Here is a 16471-nt window from a genome sequence, read left to right on the forward strand (position 1 = left end):
TGCCGGCATCCTGCTCTGCCACCACCCGCCGTCCCGCGCCTACCCCTGGGTTAACGTCTTCTGCCATGACGTCGATGTGGGGTTCCCCGGTCGCCTCCCGGCTGCGGTTCTGGTCGCGCGCGCGCCGCGACCCGGCCCAGGCGCGGTTCCTGACCAGGGAATCCCTGCGCTGGGTGCTGCGCAACCGCGCGTACACGCCCTGGTACCTGGTCCGCTACTGGCGGCTGCTGAAGTTCCGGATCGCGAACCCGCATGTCGTGCTGCGCGGCATGGTGTTCCTCGGCAAGGACGTCGAGATCCACGCGCGCCCCGGGTTCGGCCGCCTGGAAATCGGCCGCTGGGTGCACATCGGCGACGGCAACGCGATCCGCTGCCACGAGGGGTCCCTGCGCATCGGCGACAAGGTGGTCTTCGGCAGGCAGAACGTCGTCAACTGCTACCTCGACATCGAGCTTGGCGAGGCGGCCCTGATCGCGGACTGGGTCTACGTCTGCGACTTCGACCACGTGACCGCCGACATCCACCAGCCCATCAAGGACCAGGGCATCGTGAAGTCCCCGGTGCGCATCGGGCCGGACACCTGGGTCTGCACCAAGGTCACCATCACCAAGGGCACCAGGATCGGCCGCGGCTGCGTCGTCGGCGCGCACGCGGTGGTCCGCGGCGACATCCCGGACTTCGCGGTGGCCGCGGGCATCCCCGCGCGGGTCGTCCGCAACCGGCTGACCGCCTACGAGGCCGACGCCGAACGCCGCGTCGCCGTGGCCGACATGGCCCGCAAGGCGGCCAAGGCACTGCAGAAGACGCTGGAGTCTTAGGGCCCGAAAGCGTTGCCCGACGCGATCTTGGGGCGGCCCAGCGGAAGGTGCTCTCCGACTACCGCCGACTGGTAGACCGCGACCGTCTGCGTGGCGATCCGGTCCCAGTCGAAGTCCACCGGCAGCCGGGACTTGGCGGTGCGGGCGCGCTGCCGGGCTCCCGCCGGGTCGTCGAGGACCTGGCGGACCGCCGCGGCGATCCCGTCGGCGTCGCCAGGGGCGAACGACAGTCCTGTCTTGCCCTCTATGACTACCTCGCCCAGACCGCCCGCGGTGGAAGACACCAGGGGAGCGCCCGCGGCGGCTGCCTCCAACGCGACAATGCCGAACGGCTCATAGCGGCTCGGTAGGACCACCGCGTCGGCCGCGGCCAGCATCGCGCCCAGTTCCGGGTCGGACAGGTGGCCGACGAAATCGACGGCCCGGCGCACCCGCAGCTTGCGGCACAGCTCGACCAGCGGCGTGGCCTGGGAGCCCTTGCCCGCCACCACCAGCCGGGTGCCCGGGTGCGAGCGGCGGACCCGGGGGAGCGCGGCCACCAGGTCGTGCACGCCCTTCTCCCACTCCAGCCTGCCGAAGAACAGCAGCAGGGGCGCCCCGTCGGGGCTGTGCGCGGCGCGGGTCTCGCGGACCGCGCGGGGCGGCACCCGCCAGCTGCGCGGCTCGATGCCGTTGTGGATGACCGTGATCGCGGCCGGGTCCACCTCGAACAGGTGCGCCACCTCGATCCGCATGGCCGACGAGCAGGTGATCAGGGCGTCCGCGCGGTTGGCCAGCCACCACTCGACCGAGTGGACCTGCTGGTTCAGCGGCTGCGACAGCCAGCCGCTGTGCCTGCCCGCCTCGGTGGCGTGCACCGTGGCCACCAGCGGCACGCGCGCGTGCTCGGCCAAGGCGATCGCGGGGTGGGTGACGAGCCAGTCGTGCGCGTGGACGACATCGGGGCGCCAGTCCGCCAGCAGCGCCAAGCCCGCCCGGATCATGCCGTGGCCCATCGCCAGCGTCCACGCGACCAGGTCCTTTTCGAACACCAGGTGCGTGGGGTCCTCGGCGACCCGGATCACCCGCACGCCGTCGTGCTCGGCGTCCTCGGTCGGGTGCGTCCCCGCGTCGGTGCCCGCCTCGTGCCTGCACAGCACGACGACCTCGTGACCCTGGCCCGCCAGGTGGCGGGCGACGGCGTGCACGTGCCTGCCGAGGCCCCCGACGACGACGGGCGGGTACTCCCAGGACAGCATCAGCACGCGCATGGTGAGCGGAATCCTCGCACTCGGGTCTGTGAACCCTACTCGCCGGTACGCAGCCCGCGCGCATCGAGTCCGCCGAACAGGCCGTCTTCGCGGACCAGTTCGGCGGCCCGCGCGGACGCGCGGTCGCGGGCCCCGGCGCGGACAAGCGAGGCGAGTTCGGCGTACCGCTCGCCGTGGGTCTTCGCGCGCCTGCGGGCGTAGTCGGCGGCCGAGTCCTTGGTGACCATGAAAGCCCAGTCGCTGGACAGCGCCAGCAGCGCCTCGCGCGCCACCTGGTCGAGCACGAGATCCCGGCCGACGCGGGCAGGTTGGTGGTCGATCAGGTCCAGCAGGTCGCGCTGCAGCGCCGCGCCCGCGTCCACCAGGTCGGACACCTGCTCGCCGTCCCACACCCGCCAGTCCTTGCCCGAGCCCCACGACGACACCGGCAGGTCGACCCGGCCGCCGAGGTAGCCCGCGTCGAGGGCGCCGCGCAGGGTGGTGACCCGCACGCCCGCATCGGGCAGCGCGCGCAGCACGGCCTCCAGCCACGCCGGGCCCTCGTGCCACCAGTGCCCGTACAGTTCGGTGTCGTACGCCGAGACCACCAGCCCGGGGCGGCCGTGCCGCTCGCGCAGGTCGCGCAACCGGCGGGCCACGGTGTCCACGAAGTCCTCCGCGTGCCGACGCACGGCGTCGGCCGCCAAGGCGGGTTCGTACGGCCGCTTGTCCTCCGGTGCTACCTGCCGCCCGGTAACGCGAGACGGTTTAAGACCCGACGGGTGGTCATAGGTATGGAAGTCCCGGTAAGCGGGGTCTCCCGGGTAACCCGCCTTGGGAGACCAGACGCGGTAAGTGACCTCCAGGTCGCGGCCGAAGCACACGACGTCCGAGTCGCCCACGGTCCGCGCGAACGCGGTCTCGCCGTGCAGGGCGGGGCCGTCGACCAGGAACCGCGCCACGCCCGCCGCCGCGTACCCGGCCTCCATCCCCGGCGCGTACCCGCACTCCGGGGCCCAGATGCCCGCGGGCGCCCGCCCGATCCGCCGCGCGGTGTCCGACAGGCCCTCCCGCAGCGCGAACGCGCGCACGCGCTCGTCCAGCAGCGGCTGGAACGGATGCGTGGCGGGCCCGCCGATCAGCTCGACCACGCCGTCGTCCACCAGCGGCCGCAGCACCGGGGAGAAGCCGTGCCGCCACCGTGTCTCGAACTCGGTCAGCGCCGCGTGCGATGCCCGGTACTCCGCGGCGGCCACCTCGCGCAGCAGCGGGTCGTCGCCGCGCCAGCGCACGGCGGCGTACTGCGCGCGCAGGTTCCAGTTGCCCAGCCAGTCGTGCATACCGCGCAGCGAGTACGGGTCGTCCAGTTGCGCGGCAAGCACGGGGGTGATGCCGAGGGTAAGCACGTCTCGCTTGCCCTCTTCGCCGAAGCGGCGCAAGAGGTCCACGACAGGCAGGTAAGAGTTGGCCCACGCCTGGTAAAGCCACTCTTCGCCCACCGGCCAGGTGCCGTGGTGGGGCAGCCACGGCAGGTGGCTGTGCAGGACGAGCGCGAACCCGCCGATCGGCTCGGTCATGCCCACCACCTCACTGGTTCGGTGGTGTACCTCGCGGCGCACTGCGTCAATGACTCGCTCATGCGCGCGCGACCGCGACGAGGTCGAGGCTGGCGGCCACGTCGTCCGCGGTGATCTCGAAGTCGGCGGCGGTCACCGAGGTGACCGCGGCCAACAGCGCCGCGGACCACGGCTCGCCGGACACCGCGACCGCAACCTGCGCGTCGATGATCGACCCGCCGAGCTCGGCGTCCAGCGCCCGCAGCCGGGGCCCGTGCCGCAGCCCGCCGAGGAACTCGACGGCGAACCCCGCGTCCCGCAGCAGTCCGTCGAGCTCGTCCGCGGCGAGTTCGCGGGTGTGGAACGGGTTGAGCGGGGTGTCCCGGCCGGGTGAGAACGTGATCCGGTTGGGCGTGGTGACCAGCAGCAGCCCACCCGGGCGCAGCACCCGGTGGCACTCGGCCAGGAAGCCCTCCTGGTCCCACAGGTGCTCGATGACCTGGAGGTTCGCCACCACGTCCACCGATCCCGTGCGCACCGGCAGCCCGGCGAGATTGCCGCGCACCGTGCGCACCGACGGGTACGCCTTGGCCACGTGGGCCGCGGTCACCTCGTCGTAGTCCAGCCCGATGACGAGATCGGCCCGCGCGGCGAGCAGGTCGGCGCCGTAGCCCTCGCCGCAGCCCGCTTCCAGCACCACGGCGTCCGCGCAGTGCCCGGCGAGGTCGAGGTAGGCCGCCTCATGGCGGCGGAACCAGTAGTTCTCCTCGGCGATGCCCGGCACCGTCCGCTCACCGGTGAGCGGCAGCTGGTCGGGCTGGGGAGTCGTGTCGGTGGGCACCGGGGCACCGTAGCCGATGCGCTACCGATCAGTACGGGTCAGGGTTTGCGGCCGAGTCCGCCGACGATGCAGTACTGGACCTGGTCCAGCGGCCGCAGCCGCGGGCCGTCCGGCCACCACCGCGCGCACAGCGTCACCCCCGGCTCGATCATCTCCAGGCCGGGGAACATGGCCTGGATCCGCGGACCGGTGCGGAACAGGCCGGTGCCCATCGGGCTGTGCAGGAACACTTCCTCCAACCGCCGGGCCAGCGCGCTGTGCTCGGTGGTCTCCGGGTCGAAGAAATGGCTGACACCCACGATCGAGCCGGAGGGAAGCGCGTCGATGTAGGCCGCCATGATGTCGGCGGGCTCGCGTTCGCCGTCGTAGTGGTGGATGGTGCCCATCTGGAACAGCGCGATCGGCTCGCTGAAGTCCAGGTGCCTGCGCACGGTCTCGTTCTCGAGGATCCGCTCCGGCTCGAAGATGTCTCCCGCGACGAAGTGCGTCTGGTCGTTCTCCTCCAGCAACGCGCGACCGTGCGCGAGGACTACCGGGTCGTTGTCGACGTAGACCACGGTCGAGTCAGGACGGATTCGCTGCGCTACCTGGTGGGTGTTCTCCGCGGTCGGCAAGCCCGACCCGAGGTCGAGATACTGGCGGATGCCGGTCTGCTGCGCGATGAACCTGGTCGCCCTGATCAGGAAGTCGCGGTTGTCGAACGCGAGCTGGGCCGCCTCGGGCGCGACCTGCCGGACGCGGCGCACCACCTCGCGATCAATCTCATAGTTGTCTTTGCCGTTGAGAAACGCGTCGTAAACTCTTGCGATACTCGCTCTGGAAGTGTCGATATAGATAGGTGCGTCGTGGTCGGTCGCTGGGGGACCGGAGGTCGACATCATTCCTCACAGAGCGCCGTGGATCATGGACGTTGTGCAGTCAAGGAGTATGGTCACTTTAGGGGTGCCCGCAAGGTTCACGCCACGGTGGGTTCGACGCGGAAACACTGGGAGGACGGGTCGTGGCCGAGGGCCGTGGTGACGGCGGGACCGGTGGGCCCACCGCGCGCAGGATCGTTCTCGGCTCGCAGTTGCGCAGGCTGCGCGAGCGCTCCGAGATCTCCCGCGCGGACGCGGGCTACGCCATCCGCGGCTCCGAGTCCAAGATCAGCCGCATGGAGCTGGGCCGGGTCGGCTTCAAGGAGCGCGACGTCGCCGACCTGCTGACGATGTACGGGGTCACCGACGAGGTCGAGCGTGAGCAGTTCCTCGCGATGGTGAAGCAGTCCAACGAGCCCGGCTGGTGGCACCGCTACAACGACCTGATGCCCTACTGGTTCCAGGACTTCGTCGGTCTGGAGGAGTCCGCGGCGCGCATCCAGACCTACGAGTTGCAGTTCGTCCCCGGGTTGATGCAGACCGAGGAGTACGCCCGGATCATCGCCAACCACGGCAGGCCGGAGCTGGTCAGCGAGGAGACCGAGCGCCGGGTCGCGCTGCGCATGTCCCGGCAGAAGGTGCTGCACCGGCTGGACGCGCCGAAGCTGTGGGCGGTGATCGACGAGTCGGTGCTGCACCGGCCCATCGGGGGTCCTCGGGTGCTGCGCGAGCAGATCGAGCACCTGCTGGAGCTGACCCGCCTGCCCAACATCACCCTGCAGGTCGTGCCGTACGCGCTGAGCGGCTACGCGGCCGAGGGTTCGTTCACCATGCTCCGCTTCACCGAGCAGGAGCTGCCCGACCTGGTCTACATCGAACACCTCGGCGGCGCGCTCTACCTCGACCGTACCGATGAGATCGAAAGCTACAGCCGGGTCGTCGACCGGCTGACCGTCGACGCGGAGACCCCGAGCCGGTCCCGCCAGCTGCTGAGCAAGCGGCGCGCGGAGATCTAGACCGCCCTGCCGGGTGACTCGCTCACCTGCGGTGAACTTGTTGTATCCGGAAGCACATTCATGTACCCGATCGAGCGACACGATCGGATGCACGTGCATTTGCCGGACCATCCGAACGTGTTACCGTCATCACCACCAAATGCACGTGCATCTGCACTGCGGACAGGAGTCGGGAAGGCGAGGGTCCAGAGGTGACCGAGATCCACAACGGAGTTTCCGCCGCTGCGGTGCCCGGGGCGCGCTGGCGCAAGGGCAGCCGCAGCGGAGCGGTCGGCAACTGTGTCGAGGTGAGCCCGGTCGCGGGCGGCCGCACGGCCATCCGCGACTCCAAGAACATCCAAGGGCCCGCCCTGGTGTTCTCCGGGCCCGTGATCGTCTCCTTCACCCGCGCCGTCACCGGCGGCGTGGTCCGGATCCCCACCGCGGAGACCTACCTGCGCAGGCTGGTCGCCCGCGGCTTCGAGTTCCTGCACCCGCGCGACGCCAACGGCGAGATCACCGCCGTCGTCGGCGTCCGCGCGCACCACAACGTGATCGACGTCGTCCGCCTGCACGCCGAGAACGAGGTCATCGCCTCCCGGCTGCCCGGCGACGCCGCCGACGTGCTCAACCCGGAGTTCGTGCTCTGGCAGCGCACCGGGTGGGCCACCGACGTCCTGCGCCAGATGATCGACCTGCCAGACGACCGCACCCCCGACGCGCTCCACCAGTTCCGCCCGGAGACCTCCGCGAACGGCTGCTGGGTGCCCACCGCGCCGGGCCGGGCGAAGTGGCTGCCCGCGAGCGCCTGAGTCAGCGCCGGTTCGCCTGATCGCGACCGACCCACCGCGCCCGGTCGGTCGCCGCCGGTCGTCACCGCGCGAAGGCCGCCTCTTCCCGTGTGGAGGGGCGGCCTTCGTCGTGCTCACGCAGGCGAGATCGTCACGCTCACCGTTCCGGGGCCAAGGTGGACGGCCACGGCGGACCCCGCCTCGGTGATGACGCCGCCGCGGAAACCGGGGATGCGCGGGGCCAGCGCGTCCAGCACGGCCCGTGCCTGCTCCGGCACGCCCACGTGCTCGACGGCGATGTCGACGGACCGGCCGTCGGCGCGGCTGACGGCGGTGTCGACCAGCTTGCGCAGGCCCCGGGCCGCGCCCAGCACCCGGTCCAGCGGCGCGATCTGGCCATGGGCGACAGTGAGCAGCGGCTTGAGCGAGAGGGCGGTGCCGATCAGCGAGGCCGCCGTGCCGATGCGCCCGCCGCGGCGCAGGTACTCCAGGGTCTCCACATAGATCAGTGCGGAACTGCCGTCGAGCCTGCGGTGCAGGGCGTCGAGCACCCGCGCCGGGCCGCCGCCCGCGCTGGCCACCCGCGCCGCGCCCGCGACCGCGTAGCCCAGGCTCATGCCGAAGGTGGCCGAGTCCACCACCCGGACCGGGATGCGTGCCTGCTCTGCGCCCGCGCGCGCGTGCTCGAAGGTCTTCGACTGGAGCGAGGAGACGTGCGCGGACACCACCGCGTCCGCCCCGCTCGCCGCCGCGTCCTGGTATGCCCAGTAGAACGCGGCGGGATCGGGCGGCTCGGTGGAGACCGGCTTCTCGGCTCGCAGCGCGGCGAGCAGGTCCTGTCTGGGCACTCTGACCTCGTCGTCGAGGCGTCCACCGATCCGGATCTGCATCGGGATGACGGTGATCTCCCACTGCTTGGCCAGGTCGGCGGGCAGGCAGGATGCGGAATCGGTGACGACGGCGACCCTCATAGGAGGGGACCATAACCCGAACAGGGGGTATCGATCCGGCAAACTGGTGAGAACCGTCACGGCCCCCCAGGTGGGACCCCGGGTTTGCGCAATCACTACTCACGAGTAACATCTCGGTGGCAAAGGCCACCGTGCCAACCGGCCGATCGACATGGCATGGTCAGCCGAACCGCACGAAAATGTAGTCGCGCTGGGCTGCCGTCGGCGGCGAACACGGTGCTCGTTCCCAGGAGGTCGAAGAAGACCCATGCCAAACATCGTTGTCCTGGTCAAGCAGGTGCCAGACACCTACTCGGAGCGCAAGCTCTCCGACTCCGACCACACGCTGGATCGCGAGTCCGCTGACGCGGTGCTCGACGAGATCAACGAGCGCGCCGTCGAGGAAGCGCTGTTGATCAAGGAGGCGCAGGGCGGCGAGGTCACCGTGCTCAGCGTCGGCCCCGACCGTGCCACCGAGGCCATCCGCAAGGCCCTCTCCATGGGCGCGGACAAGGCGATCCACGTCTCCGACCCGGCTCTGCACGGCGCCTGCCTGCTGCAGACCACCAAGGTCCTCGCCGCCGCGATCGGCAAGGTCGACAGCGTCGACCTGGTCATCGCGGGCAACGAGGCCACCGACGGCCGCGGCGGCACGATCCCGGCCATGCTGGCCGAGGTGCTGGGCTACCCGCAGCTCACCCACGCCCGCAAGGTCACCATCGACGGCGGCGCCATCACGGTGGAACGCGAGACCGACGCCGGTCTCACCCACCTGCAGGCGAACCTCCCCGCGGTGATCAGCGTCGGCGAGAAGATCAACGAGCCGCGCTACCCCTCGTTCAAGGGGATCATGGCGGCCAAGAAGAAGCCGGTCGACACTCTCACCGTCGCCGACCTGGGCATCGACGCGAGCGAGGTGGGCTTGGCCAGCGCGAGCTCCGCCGTCCTCGAAGCCACCCCGAAGCCGCCGCGCGCGGCGGGCCAGCGGGTCGAGGACGCGGGTGACGGCGGCAGCAAGATCGCCGCTTACCTCGTCGGCGAAAAGCTCATCTGAGACCAGCAGCGAAGGAGGAAGAACAGTGTCCGAGGTCCTGGTCCTCGTCGACGAAATCGGCGGCGAGGTCAAGAAGGTCACCTTCGAGCTGCTGACCGCGGCCCGCGAGATCGGCGAGCCCGCGGCCGTCGTGGTCGCCGCTCCCGGCACCGCCGCGAAGGTGAAGGAATCCCTGGCGTCCTACGGCGCCGCCAAGGTCTACGTCGCCGAGTCCGACGACGTGGCCGCTTACCTGGTCACCCCCAAGGTGGACGTGCTCGCCTCGCTCGTGGCGGCCAAGTCCCCCGCGGCGGTGCTCGTCGCCGCGACCGCCGAGGGCAAGGAGGTCGCGGGCAGGCTCGCCGTGCGCACCGGCTCCGGCATCCTCATCGAGGCGGTCGGCGTGGAGTCCACCGGCGGTGAGGTCGTCGGCGTGCAGGGCATCTTCGGTGGCGCGTTCACCGTGAAGTCCAAGGTCACCAAGGGCACCCCGATCGTGACGATCCGCCCCGGCGGCGTCGACGCGGTCGAGGCCCAGGGCGCGGCGGCCGAGGAGATCGTGGAGGTCCCCGCGGCCGACGCGGCCAAGGCCACCAAGATCACCGGCCAGGAGCCCATCGTCGGCGGCGACCGCCCCGAGCTGACCGAGGCCTCGATCGTCGTCTCCGGCGGCCGCGGCGTCGGCTCCGCGGAGAAGTTCGAGGTCGTGGAGAAGCTCGCGGACGCGCTCGGCGCTGCCGTCGGCGCCTCCCGCGCCGCGGTCGACTCGGGCTACTACCCGGCCCAGTTCCAGGTCGGCCAGACCGGTAAGACGGTCTCCCCGCAGCTCTACGTCGCGCTCGGCATCTCCGGCGCGATCCAGCACCGCGCGGGTATGCAGACCTCGAAGACGATCGTCGCGGTCAACAAGGACCCCGAGGCGCCGATCTTCGAGATCGCCGACTTCGGCGTCGTCGGCGACCTGTTCGCCGTGGCCCCGCAGCTCACCGAAGAGGTCGGCAAGCGCAAGGGCTGATCACAGCCAGACAGCGGAAAAGGGGCGGTTCCCCGCGGGGAGCCGCCCCTTTTCGCGTTCCCGGGCACGTCGAAAGCGGCGGAACCCGCAATTCACTGATTCTCCACCGACCCGTCACGGGAATGGGCACGTGCAGGTCGCCGACCGGCCCGTAAACCTGACGTATGACGCAGGCCCAGTTGCTGGTCAGCACGGCTAAGCCGGGAACAGACACTTCCCACTACTCGCTGCTCGTCGCGCACGACGGCGCCGAGGTCGAGGCAGCGCAGAGACTGCGTTACCGGGTGTTCGCGGAGGAAATGGGCGCCACCCTGGCGACCACGACACCCGGACTGGACATCGACCGCTTCGACTCGTTCTGCGACCACCTCGTGGTCCGCGACGACTCGACCGGCGAAATCGTCGGCACCTACCGGATGCTGCCGCCCGACCGCGCCGCGGCGGCGGGCTCGCTCTACTCCGACACCGAGTTCGACCTCGCCGCCCTCGCGGGCATCCGCGGCGCGCTGGTCGAGACCGGACGGTCCTGTGTGCACCCCGACCACCGCACCGGCGCCGTGGTCAGCCTCGTGTGGGCGGGCATCGCCCGGTACATGCTGCTGTCCGGCCACGACTGGCTGGCGGGCTGCGCGTCCGTGCCGCTCGACGACGGCGGCGCCCTGGCCGCGGGCGTGTGGCAGACCGTGCGCGCCAAGCACTACACCGGCGACGAGCACCGCGTCCGGCCGCTGACCCCGTGGGACACCGAGTCCACCGCGGCGCCCAACCGGACCGTGCTGCCGCCGCTGCTCAAGGGATACCTGCGCCTGGGCGCCAAGGTGTGCGGCCCGCCCGCCCTCGACGCCGACTTCGGCGTCGCCGACTTCTTCGTGCTGCTGGGGCTGGCCGATGTGGACCAGCGCTACCTGAAGTTCTTCCTGGGGGAATAGCGATGGCGCACGACTGGATGCCCACCTCGCCGTGCGGCCCGACCTGCCTCACCGGCGACGAGCCCACCGTCGGCCGCCTGCGCGCCTCGGCCCGGCTCGCGGGCGCGCTCGGCGTGCTCCTGGTGAGCGCGCTGTCCGTGCCGGTCATGCCCCTCATCGGGAGCACCGGCCGGGAACTGCTCGCCAAGGGCGTCTTCCACTCCCTGCTGCGCGCCTTCGGCGTCCGCCTGGCGGTGACCGGCGGCGACGGCCTGCGCGCGAGCCACGGCCGCGGCGCGCTGGTCGCCACCAACCACGTGTCCTGGCTCGACATCGCCGCGGTCAACGCCGTGCGCCCCATGCGCGCGCTCGCCAAGAAGGACATCCGCTCCTGGCCGGTCCTCGGCCGTGTCGTCGCCGCCGCGGGCACGGTGTTCCTGGACCGGGAAAGCCTGCGCTCCCTCCCGGGCACCATGGGCCATCTCGCCGACGTCCTGCGCTCCGGCTCACTGGTCTACGTGTGCCCGGAAGGCACCACCTGGTGCGGGCAAGGCGGTGGCCGCTTCCGGCACGCCGTCTTCCAGGCCGCCATCGACGGCGGCGTCCCGGTGCGCCCGGTCGCCCTGCGCTTCCGCACAGCGGACGGCCGCGAAACCACCGCCCCCGCCTTCATCGGCGACGAGACGATCCTGGACTCCATCCGCCGCGTCGCCCGCCTGCGCGGCCTCACCCTGGAAGTCCACGTCCTCGACGAGGTCGCCCCCGGCCGCGCCGCCGACCGCCGCGAACTCGCCGCCCTCGTCGAAGCCGCGGTCAACTCCGCCCTCGGCCGGGTGACCGTCCCCGCGCAGCAGCGCAGGCGCATCCGCCCTGCCCGCCACTCGGAGACCGCCGCGTAATCCTGGGTCGCCCGGATTATGCCGCGATAGCCCGAGACCACGTCGGCCTCCATCCACATTGGCCGAAGTTGTCCACAGATTTTCCGGGCCCCTTCCACCACGCCCCAACGCCGATAGACTGGAGCGGGGCGGCCCCCCGGGGAGGGTGGGGTTTGCCGTCGCGCGCGGGGCTTGGTCGTGGGTGGCTGGGTTGGGGTGGTCTGCTCGATGGGGTGGAGTGGTTTCTTCAGGGCCCCTACGAAGGAAGATCCCGTCGTGGGAAAGGCGGGTGGGGAGCCTTCGGCCCCACGACCACGGCGAGTTCAGGGATCTTCCTTCACCCCTAAAGAAACCACTCCACCCCATCGAACACTGGGCGGGCCTCGGTTCGGCCTGGCAGATGCTCGGGTTTGCTGCTTGCTCCACCATCTGGCACCTGGCAGGACCGGGCCTGGTTGGCAGGGGGAGGGTGTGCCGCCCGGCTCCCATCGGGCACCGGGCGAACTTGGGTGCCTGGCCGGGTGGCAGGCCTGGGTGGCAAACGCGAGGCACACCTTGGTGCCCCACGCCCGCCAGCCCACCCCGCTGAAGCAGGCAGCGGGCGCGTTGGGCTTCTGCGCCATTCGGCGGCCTTCGTGGGAAAGGACTAGACCTCTACCCCGGTTGAGATAGCAGGATTGCCCGGTGAGCCTCCCCGAAGTGGAATCCCCCGGAAAACCCCTCTGGAGCGCGGAGAACCGGTCGACCACCATCGGCATCCTGCTGCTGATCACCATCGGGGCCTTCGAGCATCTCGGTGTGTCCACCGCCATGCCGAGCATGCTCGCCGACCTTGACGGTGGCGATCTGTACTCGTGGCCGTTCACCGCTTTTCTGTCCGCCAGTGTCGTCGCCACGGTTCTTGGTGGGCGGATGTGTGATCGGTTCGGGCCCGCCGCTGTGCTGTTGGTCGCGCCCGCGGTGTTCCTGGCGGGGCTGGTCGCCGCGGGGACCGCGAGTGGGATGACTGCCCTGCTCGCGGCGCGAGCGTTGCAGGGGGTGGGGCTGGGCGCCGAGGTTGTCGCCGTCTACGTGCTGGTCGCGCTGGTCTATCCCGAGCGCAGCCGGCCTGCCGCGTTCGGCTTGCTCGCCGCGGCGTGGGTGGTGCCGTCGATCGTGGGGCCTACGGCGGCTGGACTGGTCACCGAGCGGTTCGGTTGGCGCTGGGTGTTTCTCGGTCTGGTGCCCTTGGCGGTGCTCGGTGTGGCGCTGCTCGTCCCGGCGCTGCGCGGGCTGCCCAAGCCCACCCGGGACAGCGCGTCCCCGCGGCGCAAAGGCGTCCCGCTTGCCGCCGTCGCCGCCGGAGTGGGCATCCCGGCGGTCAGTTGGGCCGCGCAGCACCCGTCGCTGTCGACGCTGTGGCTCGGGCTCGCCGGGGTGGCGGTGCTCGTGCCCGCGCTGCGGACCCTGCTGCCCGCGGGCACGCTCCGTGCCAGACCCGGCCTGCCGCGCGTCGTGTTGGCGCGAGGGCTGTTCGCGGGGGCGTTCTTCGGCGTGGAGGCGTTCGTGCCGCTGACCCTGACCTCGGTGCACGGGTTCTCGCCCGCGCTCGCGGGGTTGCCGCTCACTGTCGGCGCTCTCGGCTGGTCGCTTGCCTCCGCGTGGCAGGGCAGACGGCCGGAAATCCAACGCACGACGTTGATCCGCCGCGGTTTCGTGATCCTCGCCGCCGGGCTCGCCCTCATGCCGCTCGTCGCGGCGCCCTGGGGGCCGCCGTGGCTGGCGGCGGCGCTGTGGGTGGTCTGCGGCGCGGGCATGGGGATGAGCTTCCCGGCGATCAGCGTGCTCGCGCTGGCGCGCTCCGCGGAGCACGAGCGCGGATTCACCTCGTCCGCGCTGCAGGTCGCGGACATGATCTTCTCCGCGGCGCTGGTCGGCTTCGCGGGCGTGCTGCTCGCCGGGCTGGCGTCCGCGGCGGCGCCGACCGCGGCGCTGGTGCCCATCGACCTGGTGATGGCCGCGGTGGCGCTGGCGGGCGCGCTGGTGTTCCGCCGGTCCACCGACGAACGGGTGTGAGCCGGGCCGTTACGGCTCACGTCCCGGCTCGGTCTACTCTGGAAGTGCGATGACCTATCTCGACCACGCGGCCACCACCCCGATCCTGCCGGAGGCGGTCGCTGCCCTCACCGGGGCGTTGTCCACGTACGGCAACGCCTCTTCGCTGCATTCCTCCGGACGCCGGGCCCGGCGCGCCGTCGAGGAGGCCCGCGAGTCCATCGCCGACGCGCTCGGCGCCCGCCCCTCCGAGGTGATCTTCACCTCCGGCGGCACGGAAAGCGACAACCTGGCAGTCAAGGGCATCTACTGGGCGCGCCGCGCCGAGGACCCGGCCCGCGTTCGGCTCTTGGTCTCGGAGACCGAGCACCACGCGGTCCTCGACGCCGCCCACTGGCTCGCCGAGCACCACGGGGCCCGGCTCACCCTGCTCGAGGTGGACGACTTCGGCCGCGTCCACGAGGACACCCTCCGCGCCGCCATCGCCGAGAACCCCGACGACGTGGCGCTGGTCAGCGTCATGTGGGCAAACAACGAGGTCGGCACCGTCAACCCGGTCCGCGAACTCGCGGGCACCTGCGCCAAGCACGGCATCCCGTTCCACACCGACGCGGTGCAAGCCGTCGGAGCTCTGCCGGTGCACTTCGGCGCGTCCGGCGCGAGCGCGCTCACGCTGTCCGGCCACAAGGTCGGCGGCCCGTACGGGGTCGGCGCGCTGCTGCTGAGCCGCGACGTCGCCTGCACCCCGGTCTCGCACGGCGGCGGGCAGGAGCGCGACGTGCGCTCCGGCACCCTCGACGTGCCGGGGATCGTGGCGATGGCCGCCGCCGTGCGCGTGGCCACCGAGCAGCGGGAGGAGCGCGCGGCCCGGCTGGCGGCGCTGCGCGACGACCTGGTCCGCGCGGTCCGCGCGGTGCTGCCGGAGGCGGTGCTCAACGGCGACCCCGGCGAGTCGCTGGTGGACGGCGCCCCCTCCCGGCTGCCCGGCAACGCGCACTTCACCTTCCCCGGCTGCGAAGGCGACAGCCTGCTGATGCTGCTCGACGCCAAGGGCATCGAGTGCTCCACCGGCTCGGCGTGCACGGCGGGCGTCGCCCAGCCCAGCCACGTGCTGCTGGCCATGGGCATCGAGCCCGCGCCCGCCCGCGGCTCGCTGCGTTTCTCCCTCGGGCACACCTCGACGGCCGCGGACGTGCGCGCGCTCGCCGAGGCCATCGGACCGGTCGTGGAACGCGCGCGCAACGCCGGACTGGCAGGACTGCGGCGGGGCACGTCCCCGGCGGCTGCGGAGGTGTGAGGACATGCGGGTGCTGGCCGCGATGAGCGGCGGGGTCGACTCGGCGGTGGCCGCCGCGCGGGCGGTCGAGGCCGGGCACGATGTCGTCGGCGTCCACTTGGCGCTGTCGGCGAAACCGGGCACGCTGCGCACCGGCTCGCGCGGCTGCTGCACGGTCGAGGACGCGCACGACGCCCGCAGGGTCGCCGACCTGCTCAACATCCCGTTCTATGTGTGGGACTTCGCCGAGCGGTTCACCGAGGACGTCGTCGAGGACTTCGTCGCCGAGTACGCCGCGGGCCGCACGCCGAACCCGTGTCTCAAGTGCAACGAGCGGATCAAGTTCGAGGCCCTGCTGGACAAGGCGATCGCTCTCGGCTTCGACGCGGTCTGCACCGGCCACTACGCCCGTCTCGCTCTGGTCGACGGGAAGCCGGAGCTGCGCCGCAGCGCCGACCTGGCCAAGGACCAGTCCTACGTGCTGGCGTCACTGACCGCCGACCAGCTCGCCCGCGCGATGTTCCCCCTCGGCGACTCGGTCAAGGCCGACGTTCGGGTCGAGGCCACCGAACGCGGCCTGGCGGTCGCGGAGAAGCCGGACAGCTACGACATCTGCTTCATCCCCGACGGCGACACCCGCAAGTTCCTCACCGCCAAGCTCGGCGCCCGCCCCGGCCACCTCGTGGACGACGAGACCGGCGCGGTCCTCGGCGTCCACGCTGGCGTCCACGGCTTCACCGTGGGCCAGCGGCACGGCCTCGGCATAGACACCCCCGCCCCCGACGGCAAGCCGCGCTACGTGCTTTCCCTCGAACCGGTAAACGGCAACGTTCGCGTCGGTTCGGCAGACCGGCTCGCGGTAAGCGAGATCGTGGCGTCCCGTCCGATCTGGCCTTCCGGCACGCCGTTGGCGGGCACCGTCGACTGCGTCGCCCAAGTCCGCGCCCACGGCGGCACCTCGGACGCCCAGGCGTCCCTTGTGGACGGCCAGCTTCTCGTCCGCCCGACGGGCGACCTGCGCGGCGTGGCCCCAGGCCAGGCGGTCGTCCTCTACCGCCCCGATCCGGCGGGCGACGTGGTGCTCGGCAGCGGCATGATCTCCGCGACCCGGTAGCTCTTACCGCTCCGGTCGAGCATCAGCTCGCCCACCGAGAGACCTGGCCGGTCCCGCAGCCGATTGCGCAGGTCAGTGGCGGCTGGCACCTCGGGTCGGCGATCTGGATAAGCGCGCACGGACTCTCCTCGCTTCGGCGGTGCGCGAGGACTCAGGCGACCGCGCGTCACGCCTGC

The 16471-nt window shown here is 71.6% G+C and carries 15 protein-coding genes; 10 read left to right on the forward strand and 5 right to left on the reverse strand.

What is annotated here, in order from left to right:
- Nucleotides 1-65: 65 nt before the first annotated feature.
- Complete coding sequence (locus tag BLS56_RS08545) at nt 66-818, forward strand: acyltransferase (RefSeq protein ID WP_091449430.1); 753 nt, start codon at nt 66-68, stop codon at nt 816-818.
- Here the strand turns inward: BLS56_RS08545 and BLS56_RS08550 are convergent.
- From BLS56_RS08550 to BLS56_RS08565, 4 genes are read right to left on the reverse strand one after another with little or no spacing between them, the layout of a single operon-like run.
- Nucleotides 815-2068: a glycosyltransferase family 4 protein gene (locus BLS56_RS08550; RefSeq protein WP_091449431.1), complete on the reverse strand. Its 1254-nt coding sequence runs from the start codon at nt 2066-2068 to the stop codon at nt 815-817. The genes BLS56_RS08545 and BLS56_RS08550 overlap by 4 nt on opposite strands.
- A gap of 35 nt (nt 2069-2103) precedes the next feature.
- The gene (locus tag BLS56_RS08555; protein ID WP_091449432.1) at nt 2104-3624 is read right to left on the reverse strand and encodes a 1,4-alpha-glucan branching protein domain-containing protein; all 1521 of its coding nucleotides are present in this window, start codon (nt 3622-3624) and stop codon (nt 2104-2106) included.
- 58 nt (nt 3625-3682) lie between these two features.
- The gene (locus BLS56_RS08560) at nt 3683-4444 is read right to left on the reverse strand and encodes a class I SAM-dependent methyltransferase (RefSeq protein ID WP_194957321.1); all 762 of its coding nucleotides are present in this window, start codon (nt 4442-4444) and stop codon (nt 3683-3685) included.
- A gap of 38 nt (nt 4445-4482) precedes the next feature.
- Nucleotides 4483-5322, reverse strand: a complete 840-nt coding sequence (locus tag BLS56_RS08565) for an SAM-dependent methyltransferase (RefSeq protein WP_091449433.1) — start codon at nt 5320-5322, stop codon at nt 4483-4485.
- Between the two features lie 122 nt (nt 5323-5444).
- Here BLS56_RS08565 and BLS56_RS08570 point away from each other — a divergent pair, with 122 nt between their 5' ends.
- Both BLS56_RS08570 and BLS56_RS08575 read left to right on the forward strand, forming a co-directional pair.
- Nucleotides 5445-6317 carry a helix-turn-helix domain-containing protein gene (locus BLS56_RS08570; RefSeq protein WP_091449434.1) on the forward strand — a complete coding sequence of 291 codons (873 nt, stop codon included), beginning with the start codon at nt 5445-5447 and terminating at the stop codon, nt 6315-6317.
- 191 nt (nt 6318-6508) lie between these two features.
- Entirely contained in the window at nt 6509-7108 is a 600-nt protein-coding gene (locus BLS56_RS08575; RefSeq protein ID WP_091449435.1) for a DUF397 domain-containing protein, read from the forward strand.
- A gap of 113 nt (nt 7109-7221) precedes the next feature.
- Here BLS56_RS08575 and BLS56_RS08580 read toward each other — a convergent pair whose 3' ends face one another.
- Nucleotides 7222-8058, reverse strand: a complete 837-nt coding sequence (locus tag BLS56_RS08580; protein WP_091449436.1) for a DegV family protein — start codon at nt 8056-8058, stop codon at nt 7222-7224.
- A 247-nt stretch (nt 8059-8305) separates the two neighbouring features.
- Here BLS56_RS08580 and BLS56_RS08585 point away from each other — a divergent pair, with 247 nt between their 5' ends.
- The 7 genes from BLS56_RS08585 to mnmA all read left to right on the forward strand — a co-directional run bounded on the left by BLS56_RS08585 (nt 8306) and on the right by mnmA (nt 16295).
- On the forward strand, nt 8306-9091 hold the full coding sequence (locus tag BLS56_RS08585) for an electron transfer flavoprotein subunit beta/FixA family protein (RefSeq protein ID WP_091449437.1): 786 nt from the start codon (nt 8306-8308) through the stop codon (nt 9089-9091).
- A gap of 25 nt (nt 9092-9116) precedes the next feature.
- Entirely contained in the window at nt 9117-10085 is a 969-nt protein-coding gene (locus tag BLS56_RS08590; RefSeq protein WP_091449438.1) for an electron transfer flavoprotein subunit alpha/FixB family protein, read from the forward strand.
- A 164-nt stretch (nt 10086-10249) separates the two neighbouring features.
- The gene (locus BLS56_RS08595; RefSeq protein ID WP_091449439.1) at nt 10250-11014 is read left to right on the forward strand and encodes a GNAT family N-acetyltransferase; all 765 of its coding nucleotides are present in this window, start codon (nt 10250-10252) and stop codon (nt 11012-11014) included.
- Between the two features lie 2 nt (nt 11015-11016).
- Nucleotides 11017-11892, forward strand: a complete 876-nt coding sequence (locus BLS56_RS08600) for a lysophospholipid acyltransferase family protein (protein ID WP_091449440.1) — start codon at nt 11017-11019, stop codon at nt 11890-11892.
- Nucleotides 11893-12555: 663 nt separating this feature from the next.
- Nucleotides 12556-13926 (forward strand): MFS transporter, encoded by a 1371-nt coding sequence (locus tag BLS56_RS08605; protein WP_091449441.1) that lies wholly within the window; start codon nt 12556-12558, stop codon nt 13924-13926.
- A 49-nt stretch (nt 13927-13975) separates the two neighbouring features.
- Nucleotides 13976-15202 (forward strand): cysteine desulfurase family protein, encoded by a 1227-nt coding sequence (locus BLS56_RS08610; protein WP_091449442.1) that lies wholly within the window; start codon nt 13976-13978, stop codon nt 15200-15202.
- Nucleotides 15203-15206: 4 nt separating this feature from the next.
- Complete coding sequence (mnmA, locus tag BLS56_RS08615) at nt 15207-16295, forward strand: tRNA 2-thiouridine(34) synthase MnmA (RefSeq protein WP_091449443.1); 1089 nt, start codon at nt 15207-15209, stop codon at nt 16293-16295.
- The last annotated feature ends 176 nt before the right edge of the window (nt 16296-16471 follow it).

The organism is Actinokineospora iranica, from assembly GCF_900101685.1.
GTDB classification, from domain to species: Bacteria; Actinomycetota; Actinomycetes; order Mycobacteriales; family Pseudonocardiaceae; genus Actinokineospora; species Actinokineospora iranica.